The organism is Tepidimonas alkaliphilus (genome assembly GCF_007556595.1).
GTDB lineage: Bacteria > Pseudomonadota > Gammaproteobacteria > Burkholderiales > Burkholderiaceae_C > Tepidimonas > Tepidimonas alkaliphila.
Window position 1 is genome coordinate 65,492 of the sequence record NZ_VJNB01000001.1, and the last position, 17,838, is coordinate 83,329.

At 69.5% G+C, this 17,838-nt stretch carries 17 protein-coding genes; 10 read left to right on the top strand and 7 right to left on the bottom strand.

Annotated elements, in window-relative coordinates; translation table 11 throughout:
* The 5 genes from Talka_RS00315 to Talka_RS00335 all read right to left on the bottom strand — a co-directional run bounded on the left by Talka_RS00315 (position 1) and on the right by Talka_RS00335 (position 4,682).
* Complete coding sequence (locus Talka_RS00315) at positions 1-1,791, bottom strand: autotransporter assembly complex protein TamA (RefSeq protein ID WP_185970005.1); 1,791 nt, start codon at positions 1,789-1,791, stop codon at positions 1-3.
* An 88-nt stretch (positions 1,792-1,879) separates the two neighbouring features.
* Positions 1,880-3,067, bottom strand: a complete 1,188-nt coding sequence (locus Talka_RS00320) for a vWA domain-containing protein (protein WP_143889043.1) — start codon at positions 3,065-3,067, stop codon at positions 1,880-1,882.
* Positions 3,061-3,501, bottom strand: coding sequence for a PIN domain-containing protein (locus Talka_RS00325; RefSeq protein WP_143889044.1), 441 nt, complete (start codon positions 3,499-3,501; stop codon positions 3,061-3,063). The genes Talka_RS00320 and Talka_RS00325 overlap by 7 nt, the downstream gene beginning before the upstream one ends.
* Positions 3,498-3,773 (bottom strand): antitoxin, encoded by a 276-nt coding sequence (locus tag Talka_RS00330; protein ID WP_143889045.1) that lies wholly within the window; start codon positions 3,771-3,773, stop codon positions 3,498-3,500. The genes Talka_RS00325 and Talka_RS00330 overlap by 4 nt, the downstream gene beginning before the upstream one ends.
* Positions 3,774-3,839: 66 nt before the next feature.
* Positions 3,840-4,682, bottom strand: coding sequence for an AAA family ATPase (locus Talka_RS00335; RefSeq protein ID WP_143889432.1), 843 nt, complete (start codon positions 4,680-4,682; stop codon positions 3,840-3,842).
* A gap of 145 nt (positions 4,683-4,827) precedes the next feature.
* Between Talka_RS00335 and Talka_RS00340 the strand changes: the two genes are divergently transcribed.
* The gene (locus tag Talka_RS00340) at positions 4,828-5,490 is read left to right on the top strand and encodes a c-type cytochrome (protein ID WP_143889433.1); all 663 of its coding nucleotides are present in this window, start codon (positions 4,828-4,830) and stop codon (positions 5,488-5,490) included.
* A 233-nt stretch (positions 5,491-5,723) separates the two neighbouring features.
* Positions 5,724-7,013 carry a polyamine aminopropyltransferase gene (gene speE, locus Talka_RS00345; protein ID WP_143889046.1) on the top strand — a complete coding sequence of 430 codons (1,290 nt, stop codon included), beginning with the start codon at positions 5,724-5,726 and terminating at the stop codon, positions 7,011-7,013.
* Between the two features lie 143 nt (positions 7,014-7,156).
* Here the strand turns inward: speE and argH are convergent, their stop codons facing one another.
* Positions 7,157-8,620, bottom strand: coding sequence for an argininosuccinate lyase (gene argH / locus Talka_RS00350; protein WP_143889047.1), 1,464 nt, complete (start codon positions 8,618-8,620; stop codon positions 7,157-7,159).
* A 126-nt stretch (positions 8,621-8,746) separates the two neighbouring features.
* Between argH and Talka_RS00355 the strand changes: the two genes are divergently transcribed.
* From Talka_RS00355 to Talka_RS00375, 5 genes are read left to right on the top strand one after another with little or no spacing between them, the layout of a single operon-like run.
* On the top strand, positions 8,747-9,550 hold the full coding sequence (locus tag Talka_RS00355; protein ID WP_143889048.1) for a LytR/AlgR family response regulator transcription factor: 804 nt from the start codon (positions 8,747-8,749) through the stop codon (positions 9,548-9,550).
* Positions 9,547-10,551, top strand: a complete 1,005-nt coding sequence (gene hemC, locus Talka_RS00360) for a hydroxymethylbilane synthase (protein ID WP_143889049.1) — start codon at positions 9,547-9,549, stop codon at positions 10,549-10,551. The genes Talka_RS00355 and hemC overlap by 4 nt, the downstream gene beginning before the upstream one ends.
* A 20-nt stretch (positions 10,552-10,571) precedes the next feature.
* Complete coding sequence (locus Talka_RS00365; RefSeq protein ID WP_143889050.1) at positions 10,572-11,333, top strand: uroporphyrinogen-III synthase; 762 nt, start codon at positions 10,572-10,574, stop codon at positions 11,331-11,333.
* A 41-nt stretch (positions 11,334-11,374) separates the two neighbouring features.
* Entirely contained in the window at positions 11,375-12,427 is a 1,053-nt protein-coding gene (locus Talka_RS00370) for a uroporphyrinogen-III C-methyltransferase (RefSeq protein ID WP_246100502.1), read from the top strand.
* 45 nt (positions 12,428-12,472) lie between these two features.
* Positions 12,473-13,744 (top strand): heme biosynthesis HemY N-terminal domain-containing protein, encoded by a 1,272-nt coding sequence (locus Talka_RS00375; RefSeq protein WP_143889051.1) that lies wholly within the window; start codon positions 12,473-12,475, stop codon positions 13,742-13,744.
* A 65-nt stretch (positions 13,745-13,809) separates the two neighbouring features.
* Here the strand turns inward: Talka_RS00375 and Talka_RS00380 are convergent, their stop codons facing one another.
* The gene (locus Talka_RS00380) at positions 13,810-14,382 is read right to left on the bottom strand and encodes a DUF2062 domain-containing protein (RefSeq protein WP_143889052.1); all 573 of its coding nucleotides are present in this window, start codon (positions 14,380-14,382) and stop codon (positions 13,810-13,812) included.
* An 81-nt stretch (positions 14,383-14,463) separates the two neighbouring features.
* Between Talka_RS00380 and Talka_RS00385 the strand changes: the two genes are divergently transcribed.
* From Talka_RS00385 to glnA, 3 genes are all read left to right on the top strand, one after another.
* Positions 14,464-15,387, top strand: coding sequence for an EI24 domain-containing protein (locus Talka_RS00385; RefSeq protein WP_143889053.1), 924 nt, complete (start codon positions 14,464-14,466; stop codon positions 15,385-15,387).
* Between the two features lie 10 nt (positions 15,388-15,397).
* Positions 15,398-16,219 (top strand): competence/damage-inducible protein A, encoded by an 822-nt coding sequence (locus tag Talka_RS00390; protein ID WP_143889054.1) that lies wholly within the window; start codon positions 15,398-15,400, stop codon positions 16,217-16,219.
* Positions 16,220-16,387: 168 nt separating this feature from the next.
* Positions 16,388-17,803 carry a type I glutamate--ammonia ligase gene (gene glnA, locus Talka_RS00395; protein WP_143889055.1) on the top strand — a complete coding sequence of 472 codons (1,416 nt, stop codon included), beginning with the start codon at positions 16,388-16,390 and terminating at the stop codon, positions 17,801-17,803.
* Positions 17,804-17,838 lie beyond the last annotated feature (35 nt).

The window sequence follows — 17,838 nt, forward strand, 5'->3', positions numbered from 1 at the left end:
CTAGAACGCAAAGCCGACGCTGACGTGCAGGCGAACTTGGCGGGCTTGCACGCCGTAAGCGGCCTCCACGCGCACCGGGCCGACGGGGGAGCGGTAGCGTACGCCAACGCCGACGCCCGAAAATGTTCGCATCGTTGCATGTCGGTCGCCGATGGCGGCGACATCGACAAACCAGACCCCCTCCCATAGCCCCGGCGCGGAACCCTCTAGCGCCCAGGGACGCTGCCATTCCACGCTGGCGCGCCACAGCCGCCGCGCGGGCTGAACGCCCCCGCCGGGCTGCGGCACGCCCAGACTGCCCGGGGCGTAGCCGCGCACGCTGCCGTCCCCGCCAGCCAAAAAGCGCAGTCCCGCCGGAACAGCCACTTCCCTGGCGGCCCAGACCTGTCCGGCCTCCGCGCTGGTCACCACGCGGCCCGACAGGGTCGGCGTTGGCCAGATCTGGGTCCAGCGGGCTTTTAGCCGCGCGTAGGGGCGACGCCGCTCCACCAGGGTGCCGCCGACAGCCGCCTCGATCGCCAGTCCGTGCCCCTGTTCAGGATCGTCCAAGGCATCAAAGGCGCGGCGCACCCAGGTGATGCCAGCGCTGAGGCTGCGCGCGCGCTGCGAGGGGCCGTGGGCGCGGTTTTCCCGCGAGGCATCGCCTTGCACGAACCCGCTGCGCTGCCAGGTCAGCCCCGGCTGCTCGCGCGCGACGCGCAGCTGCTGCGTGGCCAGTCGCGCTGGGCCGTCGTCGCGCCAGCCCAGCTGTAGCCCGCCGCGCCATTGCCAGCCTCGGGCGTCAAGCCAGCCGGTCCAGTCGCTGTTGAGTTGGCGCTGAGGCGCGGAGAGCAGCAGGCTGTGGCGCGCCGCCGCATCCACGCCGGGTACGCGCAAATGGGCATGGTCGAGCTGCAGCCGCGCTCCCCGCTCGCTGGTGTAGCCCAGCGCGGCGGTGAGCTGTTGCCGCGGGGCTTCGCGCACTTGCAAGCGCACGGGGTAGGCGGCAGGGTCGCCATCGTCATCCAGGCGGACGAACGCCGCGTCGTAGTGCGGGCTGGCGCTGACGTGCCGCTGCACCGCCTGCAAGACCGCCTCGTCGTACAGCTCCCCGGCGCGCAAGCCAGCCAGCTGCGCCCAGCGCAGCGCCTGTTGCGCGGGGTAGCGCTGCGCGCCTTCGACGCGCACTTCGCCCCAGCGCACCGGCGGCCCGCTGGCCAGCTCCGCGTGCAGGTGCGCAGCAGCGGTTTCGGGATCGATGTCGGCCAGGGTATGACGCCAGGCGGCTTGAGGGTAGGCGCGTCGCCGCACGGCGGCCAAGGCGGCTCGCTTGGCGTCATCCCAGCCGGCTTGGGTGAAGGGCTGCCCGACGGTCAGCGACCAGGCCGTGCGCGCCTGCGCTTGGAGCGCGGGGTCGGGTGCGCCGTCCGGCCCCAGCACGCGCACGGCGATGCTGGCCACTTGGGTGCGCGGGCCGGGTTCGACCCGCAGGTGCAGCTCGGGCGGGCCTGAGGCGCTGGGGCGCAGCTGCGCCTGAACCTCAGGGCTGAAATAGCCTTGCGTGGTCAGCAAGCGCCGCGCATCGGCGGGCGCGTCGTCGGCCAGGCGTTGCAGTTCCTGCGGGCTGAGGTCGGCCTCTTCGCGAAACCGCTGGATGTCGAGGTGCTGGCGCAGCCAGCTATCCAGCGGCGCTGGGGCATCCACCACCAGGGTAAACGCGGGCGGTGGGGCCGACGGCGCGGTGGTCGGCGCCGTCGGTGCAGTGGCGCAGCCGGCCACCAGCGCCGCCAGGCTGAGTGCAGCCGCGCTCAACCCCCGGTGGCCGCGGGGCGGGCGAGCCGCGCTGGCCGGCTTGGGATTTGAATCGATTGCGCCCTGCCGTGGTCGCACGAGGGTGCCCTTATCGCGACAGCAGCCGCATGGCCTCTTCCAGACCGCGCAGGGTCATCGGAAACATGCGGCCGCCAACCAACTGGCGGATCAGCCCGATGCTCGGGCGGTACTCCCACAGGGCCTGCGGCTCGGGGTTGAGCCAGACGTGGTGCGGGAAGGCGTGCGTGAGGCGCTGCAGCCACTCGGCGCCGGGCTCCTCGTTGTGGTGCTCGACGCTGCCGCCGGGCTGCAGGATCTCATAGGGGCTCATCGTTGCGTCGCCGACGAGGATCAGCCGCCAGTCCTTGTTGTAGGTGCGGATGAGGTCCCACGTCGGCAGCTTCTCGGCGTAGCGGCGCCGGTTGTTCCTCCACACGTAGTCGTAAACGCAGTTGTGGAAGTAATAGAACTCCAGGTGCTTGAATTCGGCCCGCGCCGCCGAGAAGAGTTCCTCCACGCGCGGGATGTGCTCGTCCATCGTGCCGCCGACATCCATCAGCAGCAGCACCTTCACGCGGTTGTGGCGCTGCGGCACCATCCTGAGGTCGAGCCAGCCGGCGTTGGCCGCCGTGGCGCGGATGGTGCCCGGCAGGTCCAGCTCCAGCTCCGCGCCGTCGCGCGCGAAGCGCCGCAGCCGCCGCAGCGCCATCTTGATGTTGCGCGTGCCCAGCTCCTGCGTGTCGTCGTAGTCGCGGTAGCTGCGCTGCTCCCACACCTTGACGGCGCTCCTGCCCCCGCCCTTGCCGCCGATGCGGATGCCCTGCGGGTTGTGGCCGCCGTGCCCGAACGGGCTGGTGCCGCCGGTGCCGATCCATTTGCTGCCGCCGGCGTGGCGCTCCTTCTGCTCCTCGAGGCGTTTCTTGAGCTCCTCGAACAGCTCGTCGTAGTCGTAGCGCGGGGCGTTGGCCCTCTGCTCGTCGCTCAGCAGCCGCTGCAGCGTCTGGCGCAGCCAGTCGGCGGGGATCTCCCGGGTGAAGTCGGCGATCTGCTCCACCCCATGGAAGTAGGCGGCAAAGGCGCGGTCGAACTTGTCGTAATGCCGCTCGTCCTTGACCAGCGTGGTGCGGGCGAGATGATAGAAGTCCTCGATCGAGCAGGCGTCCTCGCTCAACGGCCCGACCACGCCGGCCTGCAGCGCCTCCAGCAGCGTCAGGTACTCGCGCACCGACACCGGCAGGCCCGCCGCGCGCAACGTGTAGAAGAAGCCGGTCAGCATGGCGCTGGCTCCTCGGTCGCGGCAGGACCGAGCCAGCTTTCGACCTGCAGGCCGGGCACGCGCCCGAACTCGCCCAGGTTGTGGCTGACCAGCGTCAGATCCTGGGCCAACGCATGCGCTGCCAGCCACAGGTCGTTGCCGCCGATCGGCGTGCCCTGCGCCTGCAGGTGGTGGCGGATGCGGCCGTAGTGCGTGGCAGCCTGCTCCGGCAGCGGCAGGATCGGGATGGCTTGCGGCAGCTTGTCAAGCCGCAGCGCCAGCACGCTGGCGCGCCGGCTTTCGCCCAGACGCTGCAGGCCAAAGCGCAGCTCTCCGACGGTGACCACCGAGACCGCGAGCGTATCCGGTGCGCAGGCCATCAGGCGCTCGGTGAGCCCGCGGTCATGATCGCGTAGAAAGCAGCTCACCGTGTTGGTGCCCAGCAGCCAGGTCATCTTGGGGCCGGGGTGCCGAGCAGCGCGTCCCAGTCGCGGTCCTGCGGCGCTTCGGCGCGCGCGTCGGCCAGCGCGGCGTCCCACGCCTGCGCTTCCTCGGGCGGCAGCGGCGGCCAGTCGCCCAGCGCCTCGGCCAGCGTGCGGCGCTTCTCGCGCAGCACCACCTCGTCGCCCCGGCGCAGGATTTCCACCGTCTTGCCCTGGAAGCGGAACGCCTTGGGCAGCCGGACCGCCTGGCTGTTGCCGGACATGAACACCGCGGCTTCGGGCATGGCAGGCTCCTCGTTGGATATACGCAAAGTGTATATCCAGGGGTCGTTCGCGCCAGCGCGCCGGGATCAGCGGTTGCGCTGGTTCATGAAGACAAGCTTTTCGAGCAGCACGAGGTCGTGCTCGTTCTTCAGCAGCGCGCCCACGAGCGGCGGCACGGCGATCTGGCCTTCGCCGGCGGCCAGCTGCTGCGGCGCGATATCCTCCGCGGCCAGCAGCTTGAGCCAGTCCAGCAGCTCCGAGGTCGAGGGGCGTTTCTTCAGGCCCGGCAGCTGGCGCACGTCGAAGAACACCTTCAGCGCCGCGGCCACCAGCTCCTCGCGCAGGCCGGGGAAGTGCACCTCGACGATGCGCCGCATCGTCGCCGGGTCGGGGAAGCGGATGTAGTGGAAGAAGCAGCGCCGCAGGAAGGCGTCAGGCAGCTCCTTCTCGTTGTTGGAGGTGATGAAGACCAGCGGCCGGTGGCGCGCGCGGATCGTCTCGCGCGTCTCGTGGCAGTGGAATTCCATGCGGTCGAGCTCGCGCAGCAGGTCGTTCGGAAATTCGATGTCGGCCTTGTCGATCTCGTCGATCAGCAGCGCCACCGGGCGCTCGGAGGCGAACGCCTCCCACAGCACGCCCTTGACGATGTAGTTGCGGATGTCGCGCACGCGGTCGTCGCCGAGCTGGCTGTCGCGCAGGCGGCTGACGGCGTCGTACTCATAGAGCCCGTGCTGGGCCTTGGTGGTGGACTTGATGTGCCACTGCAACAGCGGCAGATCCAGCGCCCGCGCCACCTCTTCGGCCAGCATGGTCTTGCCGGTGCCGGGTTCGCCCTTGAGCAGCAGCGGGCGTTGCAGGCGGATGGCGGCGTTGACCGCCAGCAGCAGGTCGGGGGTGGCGACGTAGTGGGCAGAACCCTCAAAGCGCATCATTAGGGTTTCCTGGATGACGGTCGGGCAGGGGGCTAGGGAAAATCCTGCCTCATGACGGGGGGCTCATCCGCTGGGCTGAGCACGCAGTCTATATAATCGGATATTGATTTTTGTCAAACATCGTTGCGATGGTGCCAGCAGTATGAAACGAGTGCCGACCTTCCTGCTTCCTTTAGCGGCAGCCGCCGCGATGTTGATGGGCGCTTCCAGCGCTGCGGCCCAAGCGGCAGGCGACGCCAAGGCGGGAGAGGCCAAGGCCGCGATGTGCATCGGCTGCCATGGCATTCCAGGCTATCAGAACAGCTTTCCAGAAATTCATCGCGTGCCGATGATTTCGGGGCAATCAGCAGGCTATATCGCGGCGGCCTTACAAGCTTACCGCAAGGGGGATCGCAAGCATCCGACGATGCGCGGCATCGCCGGCTCGCTTTCCGATCAAGACATCGCCGATTTGGCGGCGTTTTACAGCGGCCACCACCAAGCCAAGGCGCCCGAGCAGGTGCGCGCGCCGTCGGCGACGGTGGCTGCGTTGATCGAAAAAGGGGCATGCGCCTCATGCCACGGGGCCAACTTCAGCACCCCGATCGATCCGAGCTACCCGAAAATTGCCGGGCAGCACGCCGACTACCTTTACGTGGCGTTAAAGGCTTACAACATCCAGGGCAACCCGCACATCGGTCGAGCCAATCCGATCATGGCTGGCATCACGCAGCAGTTCAGCCACGCTGAGCTGAAGCAGATCGCCAACTACCTGGCCGGCTTGCCCGGCGAGCTGGCCACCAAGGCGCAGCCGCGCTTTCGCTAAAGCTCAGACAGCTTAGCCCGGCGGTCACCCACGGCGTGGCCGTGGGCATCATCCTTGAGGTCAAGGCCCCATTTAGGGGCTTTTGCGTTTTCTGGCCATCCCGGCTTGAGCCGTCGCGCGCGCCATCAAGCGAGCTCAATTCTTTTGCTTGCAGCGGGTTGGGGTAGAATCCATAGTTTCGTCCAGGCCGCTTCGGTCTGGTGGTGCAACACGATTGGATGGGGGATTGAGCCATGCAAGGGCTTCATCTGACGGCTGATCTGTATGACTGCCGAGGGGCCGACGGTCTGATGACCGACGCGGCGGCGCTGGCCGAGCTGTGCCGGCGCCACACGATCGGGGTGGGGCTGACCCTGGTCGACGAGAAGTGGTATCCGTTTCCGCCGTACAACGGCCAGCCCGGCGGCGTCACCGGCATGCTACTGCTGGCCGAGTCGCACCTGGCAGTGCACACGTGGCCGGAGCGCCGCGCGGTGACGCTGGACGTCTACGTCTGCAACTTCACCACCGACAACTCGGCCAAGGCCGAGGCGCTGTTGCGCGAGATCGTGGCGGCCTTCGAGCCCGGCCGCAGCGAGATCCACCGCCTGCAGCGCGGCAGCGAGCAGCGTCCGCCGGCGGAGACGATCCTGGAGGCGCTCAACGACGAGGGCGATGCGGTCTACGGCTACACCAGCAGCGAGCGGGTGCTGAGCCGCCGCAGCCCGTACCAGACGATCGAGCTGATGCGCACGCCGCGCTTCGGCCTGGCGATGCGCATCGACGGGCACTTCATGACCTCCGAAGGCGAGGAGTTCTACTACCACGAGTGCCTGGTGCACCCGGCGGCGGTGGCGCATGGCGCGCCGCAGCGCGTGCTGATCATCGGCGGCGGCGACGGCGGCGCGGCGGAGGAGGTGCTCAAGCACCGCAGCGTCGAGCGCGTCGTGATGGCCGAGCTGGACGGCGACGTGGTGGCCATCGCCAAGGAGCATCTGCGGGCGGTGCATCGCGGCGTCTTTGACGACCCGCGGCTGGAGGTGCGCATTGGGGACGGCCTGCAGTTCGTGGCCGAGACTTCGGAGCGCTTCGACCTCATCCTGCTGGATCTGACCGACCCGGAGACGCCGGCTGGTTCGCTCTATCAGGAGCCGTTCTTCCGCTCGCTGAAGCGCATCTTGAACCCGGGCGGGGCGGTGGTGCTGCACACCGGCACGCCGGTGTTCGAGCCGCAGCAGGTGCGCCGCATCAACGCCGAGCTGCGCGCGGTGTTCGAGCAGGTGCACCCGTTCGGGCTCTATATCCCGCTCTATGGGGCGTACTGGGGCTTTGCCATCGCCTCCGACCGGCTGCAGCCGCGCGCGCTGGATGCGGCCACGCTGCAGGCGCGCGTGGCGGCGCTGCCGAACCTGCAGTACTACAACGCCGAGGTGCACCCGGCGCTGTTTGCGCTGCCCACCTACTACCGCAAGCTGGTGCAGCCGCAGGAAGGGGACGCGACCGCGGCCCCCAAGGGCTGCTGCGCGGAGGCGGCGCTGGCCTGAATGCGCCGTTGCGCCGGATCCGGCGCAACGAAGAGGCGGCGGGGTGTCGGTCCGCCTCGTCGGGCCGACTTTTCGGCGGGGCCGACCCTTGACAACGGCTGTTGGCCGTTGGCGGGCCATCCAAGACCGCCGCCGCGGGGGCATCAGACCGCGGCCAGCCCCAGCCGCGCGCGGTGGCGCTCGATCTGCTGCCACACCTGCTGCGGCGCGGTGCCACCCAGCGTGTTGCGCGCCGCCAGGCTGCCGGCCAGGCTCAGCACGTCATAGACGTCGGCCTCGATGCCGGGGTGGAAGCGGCGCAGCTCCTCCAGCGGCAGCTCGCTCAAGTCCACGCCGCGCTCGCTGGCCCAACGCACCGCCGCGGCCACCGTCTCGTGCGCGTCGCGAAACGGCACGCCCTTCTTGACCAGGTAGTCCGCCAGGTCGGTGGCGGTGGCGTAGCCGCGCCGCGCCGCGGCCTCCATCGCCTCGCGGTTCACCGTCAGGCCCCCCGAGCGCTGCCCGGTGGCGGGGTCGCGCTCGCCGCCGATCATGTCGGTGAAGATGCGCAGCGTGTCCTTCACCGTGTCCACCGTGTCGAACAGCGGCTCCTTGTCTTCCTGGTTGTCCTTGTTGTAGGCCAGCGGCTGGCCCTTCATCAGCGTCAGCAGCGCCATCAGGTGGCCGACGACGCGGCCGGTCTTGCCGCGCGCCAGCTCCGGCACGTCGGGGTTTTTCTTCTGCGGCATGATGGAGCTGCCGGTGGTGAAGCGGTCGGCGATGCGGACGAAGCCGAAGTTCTGGCTCATCCACAGGATCAGCTCCTCGCTCAGGCGGCTGACGTGCACCATGATCAGCGCGGCGGCGGCGCTGAACTCGATGGCGAAGTCGCGATCGCTGACGGCGTCCAGGCTGTTCATGCACAGCTGCGGCTCGCCGTGTTCATCCACCATGCCGAGCGTGCGCGCCACGCGCGCGCGATCCAGCGGGTAGGTGGCGCCGGCCAGCGCCGCGCTGCCCAGCGGCAGGCGGTTGGTGCGGCGGCGCACGTCGGCCAGCCGCTCCTCGTCGCGCGCGAACATTTCCACGTAAGCCAGCAGGTGGTGCGCGAAGCTCACCGGCTGCGCCACCTGCAGGTGCGTGAAGCCCGGCAGGATCACGTCCACGTGCCGCGCGGCCACCTCCACCAGCGCGGCCTGCAGCTCGCGCAGCAGCGCGGCGATGGCGTCGATCTCGTCGCGCAGCCACAGGCGCACGTCGGTGGCCACCTGGTCGTTGCGGCTGCGGCCGGTGTGCAGCCGCTTGCCGGCGTCGCCCACCAGCTGCGTCAGCCGCGCCTCGATGTTGAGGTGCACGTCTTCCAGCTCCAGCCGCCAATGGAAGGTGCCGGCCTCGATCTCGGCGGCGATCTGCGCCATGCCGCGCTGGATGTCGGCCCAGTCCTGCGCGCTGAGGATGCCCTGCGCCGCGAGCATCTCGGCGTGGGCCAGGCTGCCCTGGATGTCGGCCTTCCAGAGGCGCTTGTCGAAGAACACGCTGGCGGTGTAGCGCTGCACCAGCTCGCTCATCGGCTCGGAAAACAGGGCCGACCAAGCATGCGACTTGGCTTCAAGTTGGGACGATGGCATGAGGGAGGATCAGACTGGACGCCGGCGTGCCGCCAAAGGTATAAAGCAAGGGGTGCAAATCCAATGCGCCTGGCCTGCACGAAACTCGCAAGATTTTAACGAGGCCACGAGGGAGCAACGAAAGCCATGGTCACGCGGGTGCTGGTGGTGGACGACGAAGCGCTGGCGCGTCAGCGACTGGTTGACATGCTGGCCGAGCTGGAACCCCAGGCCATTGTGGGTGAGGCCGGTGATGCCGCCGCCGCGCTGGTGCGCCTGGATCAGGAGCCGTGGGACGTGGCCCTGCTGGACGTGCAGATGCCCGGCTTGGATGGCTTGCGTTTGGCGGCGCTGTTGCGGCAAAAGCCTTCGGCGCCAGCGTTGGTGTTCGTCACCGCGCACGCGGAGCACGCCATCCAAGCCTTTGAGCTGGACGCGGTGGACTACCTGACCAAACCGGTGCGGCTGCAACGCCTGCGCCAAGCGCTGGATAAGGCGCGCCGCTGGCGCGCCCATGCGGGTTCCGCGGAGACGGCGGCTCGCGGCGGCGCAGCGGCGCCGTCCAGCCCGCCGGCGCTGATCATTCACGAGCGCGGACGCACCGAGCGCGTCTGGCTGGATGATGTGGTCTATCTGAAAGCCGAGCTGAAGTATGTGACCGTGCGCACGCCGCAACGCAGCTACATCTATGACGGCGCGCTGCACGAGTTCGAGCGCACCCAACCCCAGCGCTGGTTGCGCGTGCACCGCAATGCGCTGGTGGCGCGTCAGCGCCTGCGCGCGCTGGAGCGCGTGCATGAGCGCAGCGCCAGCCCCCAGGGCGAGGCGTTTGACGGCTGGGTGGTGCGGCTGGACGGCGTGCCGGAACGCCTGCAAGTTTCACGCCGCCAGCTGGCGGCGGTGCGCGAGGCGCTGCGCGGCGAGGGCGCCGTGCTAGCATCGGATGCATGACTGCCGTTGCCGCGGCCATTGGGCCCTATCCAGCTGACCCCAGCCTCGACCTTACGATCGCCACGCGCGAAAGCCGCTTGGCCTTGTGGCAGGCTGAGCATGTGCAAGCCCGCCTGCAAGCCGGCGGCCACCGCGTGCGGCTTTTGGGCATGACCACGCGCGGCGACCAGATTCTGGATCGGGTGCTTTCCAAGGTCGGCGGCAAGGGCCTCTTTGTCAAAGAGCTGGAGGTGGCGCTGGAGGAGGGGCGCGCCGACCTGGCGGTGCACTCGCTCAAAGATGTGCCGATGGAGCTGCCGGCGGGCTTCGCGCTGGCGTGCGTGACGGCGCGCGAGGATCCGCGCGACGCCTGGGTGTCTTCCCTCGGCGACGGGCCCGAGGCGCTGCCGCAAGGCGCGGTGATCGGCACCTCGAGCCTGCGCCGCCTGGTGCAGCTGCGCGCCTGGCTGCGGCGGCTGGGCCGCGACGACGTGCGCATCGAGCCGCTGCGCGGCAACCTCGACACACGCTTGCGCAAGCTGGATGAAGGGCTCTATCACGCCATCGTGCTGGCCGCCGCGGGCTTGAAGCGCCTGGGCTTGCAAGCGCGCATCCGGCGCATCCTGGAGCCGCACGAGCTGTTGCCAGCCGCAGGCCAGGGGGCGCTGGGCATCGAGATCCGGGCCGAGCGCGCCGACGTCGCCGCGGCGTTGCAGCCTCTGGCGCATTGGCCCACATGGTGCGCCGTGGAGGCCGAGCGATCGGTGTCGCGCGCGCTGGGGGGCAGCTGCTCGGTGCCGCTGGCGGCTTACGCGCAATGGGCAGGATCGGTTCCGCAAGCCCCCGGCGAGGCAGGCTTGCTGACCTTGCACGCCCTATGGGGCGATGCGCAGCAGCCCGATCGGCTTTGTCGCGTTGAGTTGCAGGCTGAAGCGGCCTCGCTGGAGCAGGCGCGCGCCCTGGGCGAGCAGGCCGCCCGCGCTCTGCTTGAGCAAGGGGCGCGGGTGGCTCCATCCTGTTGAACCACGCCCTGGCGATCTCGATGGCTCGCCGCACCGTGGTGGTGACCCGGCCGCAAGGCCAAGCGTCGGCGTGGGCGCAGACGCTGCGCGCCGCGGGCTGGCCCGTGCAGTGGCTGCCGCTGCTGGCGATCGAAAGCCTGCTGGAGCCCGGCATGCCGCCGCCTTGGGCTGAAGGAGCCCTGGATGATGCGGTGATGGTGGTCAGCCCCACGGCGGTGGAGGTGATGCGCCGCGCGGGCTGGCCCCCGCCGCCCGAGCCGATGCGCGGCTGGGCGCCGGGCCCGGGCACCGCGCGCGCGCTGCAGGCTTGGGGGGTGCCTGCGAACCGCGTGGACAGCGTGGCCCCTGATGCCGACCAGATGGACAGCGAAACCCTATGGCCGCGCGTGGCGTCTCAGGTGCGCCCTGGGTGGCGGCTGTTGGTGCTGCGCGGAATTTCCGAAGACGGTCGGATGGGGCGTGACACCTTGCTGCAGCAGGTTCGGGCTGCGGGGGGGCAGGCCCGGGAGGTTGCGGTTTATCGACGCCAAGCTCCGCGCTGGACCGCCGCGCAACGCGCGCTGGCGCAGCGCTGCGCGCAGGATGCGGTCTGGCTGTTCAGCAGCGCGGAGGCGGTGACCCACCTGCGCCGGCTGCTGCCGCAGCAGCGCTGGCAGGATGCCTTGGCCCTTGCCACCCATCCCCGCATCGCCGAAGCCGCCCAGCAGGCCGGATTTGGCCGCGTGCAGACCGCGCGTCCCGATCTGCGCGATGTGCTGCAAGCTCTAGAATCGATGGGGTGAACGACACCCTGGCCTCTGCAGCAAACGCGTCGGCTCCGCCCGTGTCTTCCCCCCGGTGGGCCAAGGCGTGGCCGTGGCTGGCCGTGGGCCTAGCCGGCGCGGCGTTGGCGGCCAGCGCGGTGCTGCTGCAGCGCTTGGGACGCACGCAGGAGGAGCTGGCGCGGCGCACCCAGCAGCTGCAAACCGAGCTGGCCGCAGCGCGCGCTCAAACCGAACAAGCGCAGACGCTGGCCCAGGACTTGCAGGCGCGCCTGGGGGTGCTGGAGCTGCGCGTGGCCGAAGTCAGCCTGCAGCGCAGCCAGCTGGAGGAGCTGATGCTGGCGGTGTCGCGCTCGCGCGACGATGCGCTGGTGCAGGACCTGGAAGCCGCGCTGCGGCTGGCCATCCAGCAAAGCGAGCTCACCGGCAGCGTGCAGCCGATGGTGTCGGCGCTGCAGGGCGCGCAGCAGCGCATCGAGCGCGCGGCGCAGCCGCGGCTCAACCCGGTGCAGCGCGCCATTGGGCGCGATTTGGAGCGCATCCGCGCCGCCACCCTGGTGGATGTGCCAGCGCTGGTGGCGCGGCTGGACGAGCTGGCGCGCGCCGTCGATGAGTGGCCGCTGCGCAATGATCCCCCCGCCGCGCGTCCTGCATCGAAGCCGCCGCGCGCTGCGGCGCAGACCACCGCAGCCGCCCAGTCGGCGCAGCCGCCTGCCGATGACGCCTGGGAGCGGCTGCGCTCATGGTTGCAGGCTCAAGCCCAGTGGATCGGGCAGCGCATTCAGCATGCCGCCGGTGAGCTGGTGCGCATTCGCCGCATCGAGCACCCTGACGCCTTGCTCCTTGCGCCTGAACAAGCTTATTTTCTGCGCGAAAACGCGCGACTGCTGCTGCTCAACGCCCGTCTGGCGGTGCTGGCGCGGCAGTTCGATGGCGCTCGAGCCGATCTGCGCGTGCTGCAAACGCACGTGCGGCGCTACTTCGACACCGAGGCGGCGCTGATGCAGCCTGTGCTGCGCGCGCTGGACGAACTGCTGCGCGATCTGCGCCATGACCACCTGCCCAGACCCGAGGAGACGCTGGCGGCGCTGGCGGCCGCGGCGGGAGGGCGTTGACATGCGCGCGTGCCGCTTGCGTCGGCGGGCCGCGGGGAGGTCGGCGTGAAAAGCATCTTCGGCTGGCTGCTCTGGGCCGCGTTGGCGGTGGCCGCCGCGCTGCTGATGGGCGACAACCCGGCAACCGTATCGCTGTTTTGGCCGCCGTGGCGCGTGGATGTGTCGTTCAACCTCGTCGTCATCGCGCTGGCGCTGGGCTTTGCGCTGCTCTACGGCGCCTTGCGTGGCGTGGCGCTGCTGCGCGACCTGCCCCGGCGCGCGCGGCGCTGGCGCGCCTTGCAGCACGAGCGGGCCACGGTTGGACTGCTGCTGCAAGCGCAGGGGCATTTGCTGGCGGGGCGCTTTGTGCGCGCGCGCAACGCCGCCCGTGAAGCGATCGAGCGACTCAACCAGCCGGATGCGCCTGCCGCCCCATGGCGTGGCGCGCTGTGGGTGCTGGCCCACCTGGCGGCGGCGGAAAGCGCCCATGCCTTGGGCCAGACGGCGCAGCGCGACGCCTGGCTGCAAGCGGCGCTGGCGCCCGAACACGGTCACGACGCCCCCTCGGCGCGTGAGGGCGCCTTGCTGCGCGCGGCTCAATGGGCGCTGGAGGCGGGCGATGCCGCGGCGGCGGCGGAGTATCTGGCCGCTTTGCCGCAGGGGGCAGCGCGGCGTATTCAAGCGGTGCGGCTGCGCTTGCGGTTGGCGCAGCTGCGTCACGACACTGCAGCTGCCCTTGAGATGGCGCGCCTGTTGGCCAAGCACCGCGCGCTCTCCCCTGAAGCCGCCCAGACCCTGTTGCGCAGCTTGTGGCGTGACGCCGTGCGCGCTGCAGCCGATGCGCAAGCGCTGCTGGCCATCTGGCGCGGTCTGCAAGGCAGCGAGCGCCAGGATCCCCAGCGCGCGCTGGAGGTGCTGCGCCGGGCGCAGGCGCTGGCTTGGCCGGCCTTGGACGGCGGCTTGCCGCGCGTGGTGGATGAGGCCATCCGCGTGGCCTGGGCTGGCTACGACCGACTGGCCGAGTCCGAGCGCTGCCAATGGGCTGAGCAGCTGGATGCCTGGCTGCCGCAGCTGGAACCTCACTGGCTAGCCCGGCTGGAAGAAGCGCAACAGCGCTGGCCGCAGGATCCGGTGCTGCAGTATGTGGCGGGGCAAGCGTGCCGCGTGCGCGGCCTGTGGGGCAAAGCCCAGCTGCTGTTGCAGCAAGCGGCGCGCGGGCTGCCGCCGGGCCGGCTGCAGCGGCGCGCCTGGGTGGCCTTGGCGGAACTGGCGCAGCAGCGTGGCGAGCCGCTTGCGGCCCAGCAGGCTTGGGAGCAAGCCGCTCGCGCCGATCTTTGACAGCCCGAGCGCGACCATGCCCAGCACGGCAGGCGCAGGTCTCAGCCGGGTTTTCAGCAAATGCATCAGGAGGTGCGGCGCCAACGCTGCCTGCGACGCCGTTGACGCGCCCAGCGCACCTTCAGCACCCAGATGCCGTGCACCAGAACGTAAATCAAAATCGCGCTGACGGTGGCCACGATGGCCAGCCCCAGCACCAAGGGCTTGCCGACGTCGGTCACCCAATCCCACAGCGCCACCAGCGCATCCCACCACGAGCCTTGGGCGTGCGCGGCATCGTCCGGAAACGATGGGGGGGATTCATCCGCTTGTTCCGAGGGCCGCCCCAAAATGGCTTGTCCGAGTTTATAGGCGCCGTAATACACAGGCCCGAACGTAACCGGATTGGTGACCAGCGTGCTGGCCACCGCGGCGGGCAAATGGGCGCGCAGCAGCACCGCCAGCGTGGCCGCAAACGGGATCTGCGCCACCGGGATCAGCAGCCCGAAGAACACCCCCAACGCCAGCCCGAGCGCCAGCCCGCGTCGGCTGAAATGCCACAGGCGCGGGTGATGCAGGCGCGGGCCAAGCCAGCGCAGCCAGCGCATTTGGTGCAGCCGTTCACGGCTGGGCAGCAGGGTTTGCAGGCGGCGGATCATGGGGCGAACGAAACAATCGCTCGATTGTCGCGCATGCGCGGCAGACCTGCCGGCTGCCCCACGCGGTATGCTTGAGGGCTCATGGGCCTGCTGATAGGATCATTTTGGCGCGCGGTGGCGTATGGCTTGCACCCGCGCGTGATCGCCTTGTCTCTGCTGCCGCTGGCGCTGATGGGGGTGGCGTCGTTCGCGCTGGGCTACTTTTTTTGGGACCGCGCGGTGGACGCCATGCTCCACTGGTTGGAGTCCTGGTCGTTGGTGGAATTTGTGTTCGCCTGGCTGGACAGCGTGGGGCTGACGGGGCTGCGCGCGGTGGTGGCGCCGCTGTTGGTGCTCGTGCTGGCCACCCCGCTGATCGTGATGGGGGCGCTGTTGCTGGTGTCGCTGACGATGACCCCGGCGTTGGTGGACTGGGTGGCGGCGCGGCGCTTTCCGGATCTGCAGCGGCTGCGCGGCGCCAGCTGGTGGGGCAGTCTGGCGTGGTCGGGATGGTCCACTTTGCTGGCCCTGCTGCTGCTGGTCATTACGTTGCCGCTGTGGCTGATTCCGCCGCTGGCGTTGGTGCTGCCGGCGTTGATCGGCGGTTGGCTCACGCAGCGCGTCCTGGCCTTCGACGCGTTGGCCGAGCACGCCAGCGCCGCGGAGCGCCGCGCGCTGATGCAGCGTCACCGCCTGCCGCTGCTGGCGATGGGCGTGGCCAGCGGCCTGCTGAGCGCCGCGCCCAGCGTGTTGTGGGCTTCGGGGGCGATGTTCATCGCGCTGGCGCCGCTGCTGCTGCCGCTGGCGATCTGGATTTACACCCTGGTGTTCGCGCTGGCGTCGCTTTGGTTTGTGCATTATCTGTTGGCGGCGCTGGCGGCGCAGCGCGCGCAAGGTTCGGTCTCTGGCGCAACGCCGCCGGCTTGCGCGCCGGCGCCTGTCCCCGCCTGCGCATCCGACCGCGTCATCGACGCGCCGGCGCGCGTGCTGCCGCCGGCCAGCCCGCCCCCCGAACCCCAGTCCTGATTCCTCCTGCATGAACCCCATCCCCCGCTTCGGCCTGCTCGTCATCGGCGACGAGATCCTCTCCGGCAAGCGCCAGGACAAGCACCTGAGCCGCTTCATCGAGCTGCTGCAGGCGCGCGGCCTGGCCTTGGCCTGGGCGCGCTACGTCGGCGACGACCGCGCGCTGATCACCGACGCGCTGCGGCAAGCCTTCGCCGGGTCCGACATCGTCTTTTCCACCGGCGGCATCGGCGCCACGCCCGACGACCACACGCGGCAGGCTGCGGCGGCGGCGCTGGGCGTGGAGCTGACGTTGCATCCCGAGGCCAAGGCTCTGATCGAGCAGCGCATGCGCGAGGTCGCCGCCGAGCAGGGCGTGCCGTTCGAGCCGGATCGCCCCGACAACGTGCAGCGGCTGCAGATGGGCGTGCTGCCCATCGGGGCGACGCTGATCCCCAACCCGTACAACAGGATCCCCGGCTTCACCTGCCGCGGGCCGGGTGGCGGCGTCGTGCACTTCCTGCCGGGCTTTCCGGTCATGGCGTGGCCGATGGCCGAGTGGGTGCTCGATACGCTCTACCCGCACCTGCACGGCCTGGCGCGTCTGTGCGAGCGCTCGGTCATCGTGCTGCGCGCGATGGAGGCGGCGCTCACCCCCCTGATGGAGCGCATCGAGGCGCAGTTCCCCGGCGTCAAGGTGTTCAGCCTGCCCAGCGTCGACCATCCGCAGTACGGGCGCCACATCGAGCTCGGCGTCAAGGGTTCCGCCGAGGCGGTCGAGCCGGCCTGGCGCGCGCTGCTGGAGGGCCTGCGTGCCCAAGGTCAGGCGCTCGGCCCCGAACTGGTGCGCTGACGATGCACCAACTTCAGGCATTGCACTATTGTGGTGCAATCTTCGTTTCGGTGAGGTCGGTCCGTGGCCGTCACACCGTCGTCACCCTCCGCCGCCACCCTGTGGCACGGATTCTGCTTTCCTTTCAGCACCGTTTTTTGACCCCCTGATCCAACAAGGAGCACTGGCATGGCCAAGACCGTCGCCGACGTCATGAACATGATCAAGGAAAACGACGTCAAGTTCGTCGATTTCCGCTTCACCGACACCCGGGGCAAGGAGCAGCACGTCACCGTGCCGATCTCCGCCTTCAGCGAGGACAAGTTCACCTCGGGTCATGCCTTCGATGGTTCGTCGATCGCCGGCTGGAAGGGCATCGAGGCCTCCGACATGCTGCTGATGCCCGACCCCAACACGGCCAACATCGACCCGTTCTACGAGGAGACGACGCTGTTCCTGCAGTGCGACGTCATCGAGCCGAGCGACGGCAAGGCCTACGACCGCGACCCGCGCTCGATCGCCAAGCGCGCCGAAGCCTACCTGAAGGCCTCGGGCCTGGGGGATACCGCCTATTTCGGTCCCGAGCCGGAGTTCTTCGTCTTCGACAGCGTGACTTGGAACACCTCGATGGGCAAGGTGGGGTACGAGATCGAGGAATACGAGGCGTCATGGAACACCGGCACCAAGTATGAGAACGGCAACCGCGGCCACCGCCCCGCGGTTAAGGGGGGCTACTTCCCCGTGCCGCCGGTGGACAGCTCGCATGACATGCGCGCCGAGATGGTGCTGATCCTCGAGAAGCTCGGCATCCCGGTGGAAGTGTTCCACCACGAGGTGGCCGGCGCCGGCCAGTGCGAGATCGGCACCAAGTTCAGCACGCTGGTGGAGCGCGCCGACTGGACGCAGACGCTCAAGTACGTGATCTGGAACGTGGCCGAGCGCTACGGCAAGACCGCCACCTTCATGCCCAAGCCAATGGCCGGTGACAACGGCAGCGGCATGCACGTGCACCAGTCGGTGTGGAAGGACGGCAAGAACCTGTTCGCCGGTGACGGCTACGCGGGCTTGAGCGACTTCGCGCTGTACTACATCGGCGGCATCATCAAGCACGCCCGCGCGCTCAACGCCATCACCAACCCGACCACCAACAGCTACAAGCGCCTGGTGCCGGGCTTCGAGGCCCCGGTCAAGCTGGCCTACTCGGCGCGCAACCGCTCGGCCTCGATCCGCATCCCCTACGTGGCCAACCCGAAGGCGCGCCGTATCGAGGCGCGTTTCCCGGACCCGATGGCCAACCCGTACCTGTGCTTCGCGGCGCTGCTGATGGCCGGTCTGGACGGCGTGGAGAATAAGATCCACCCGGGCGAGGCCGCCACCAAGGACCTCTACCACCTGCCGCCGGAGGAGGACAAGCTGGTGCCGACCGTCTGCCACAGCCTCGACCAGGCTCTCGAGTATCTCGACAAGGATCGCGCCTTCCTGACCAAGGGCGGCGTCTTCACCGACTCGATGATCGACGCCTACATCGAGCTGAAGATGCAGGAGGTGACCCGGTTCCGCATGGTGCCGCATCCGGTCGAGTTCGACATGTACTACAGCCTGTAAGGCAGGCGTTGACGGCGCCCCGGTAGGGGCCATCC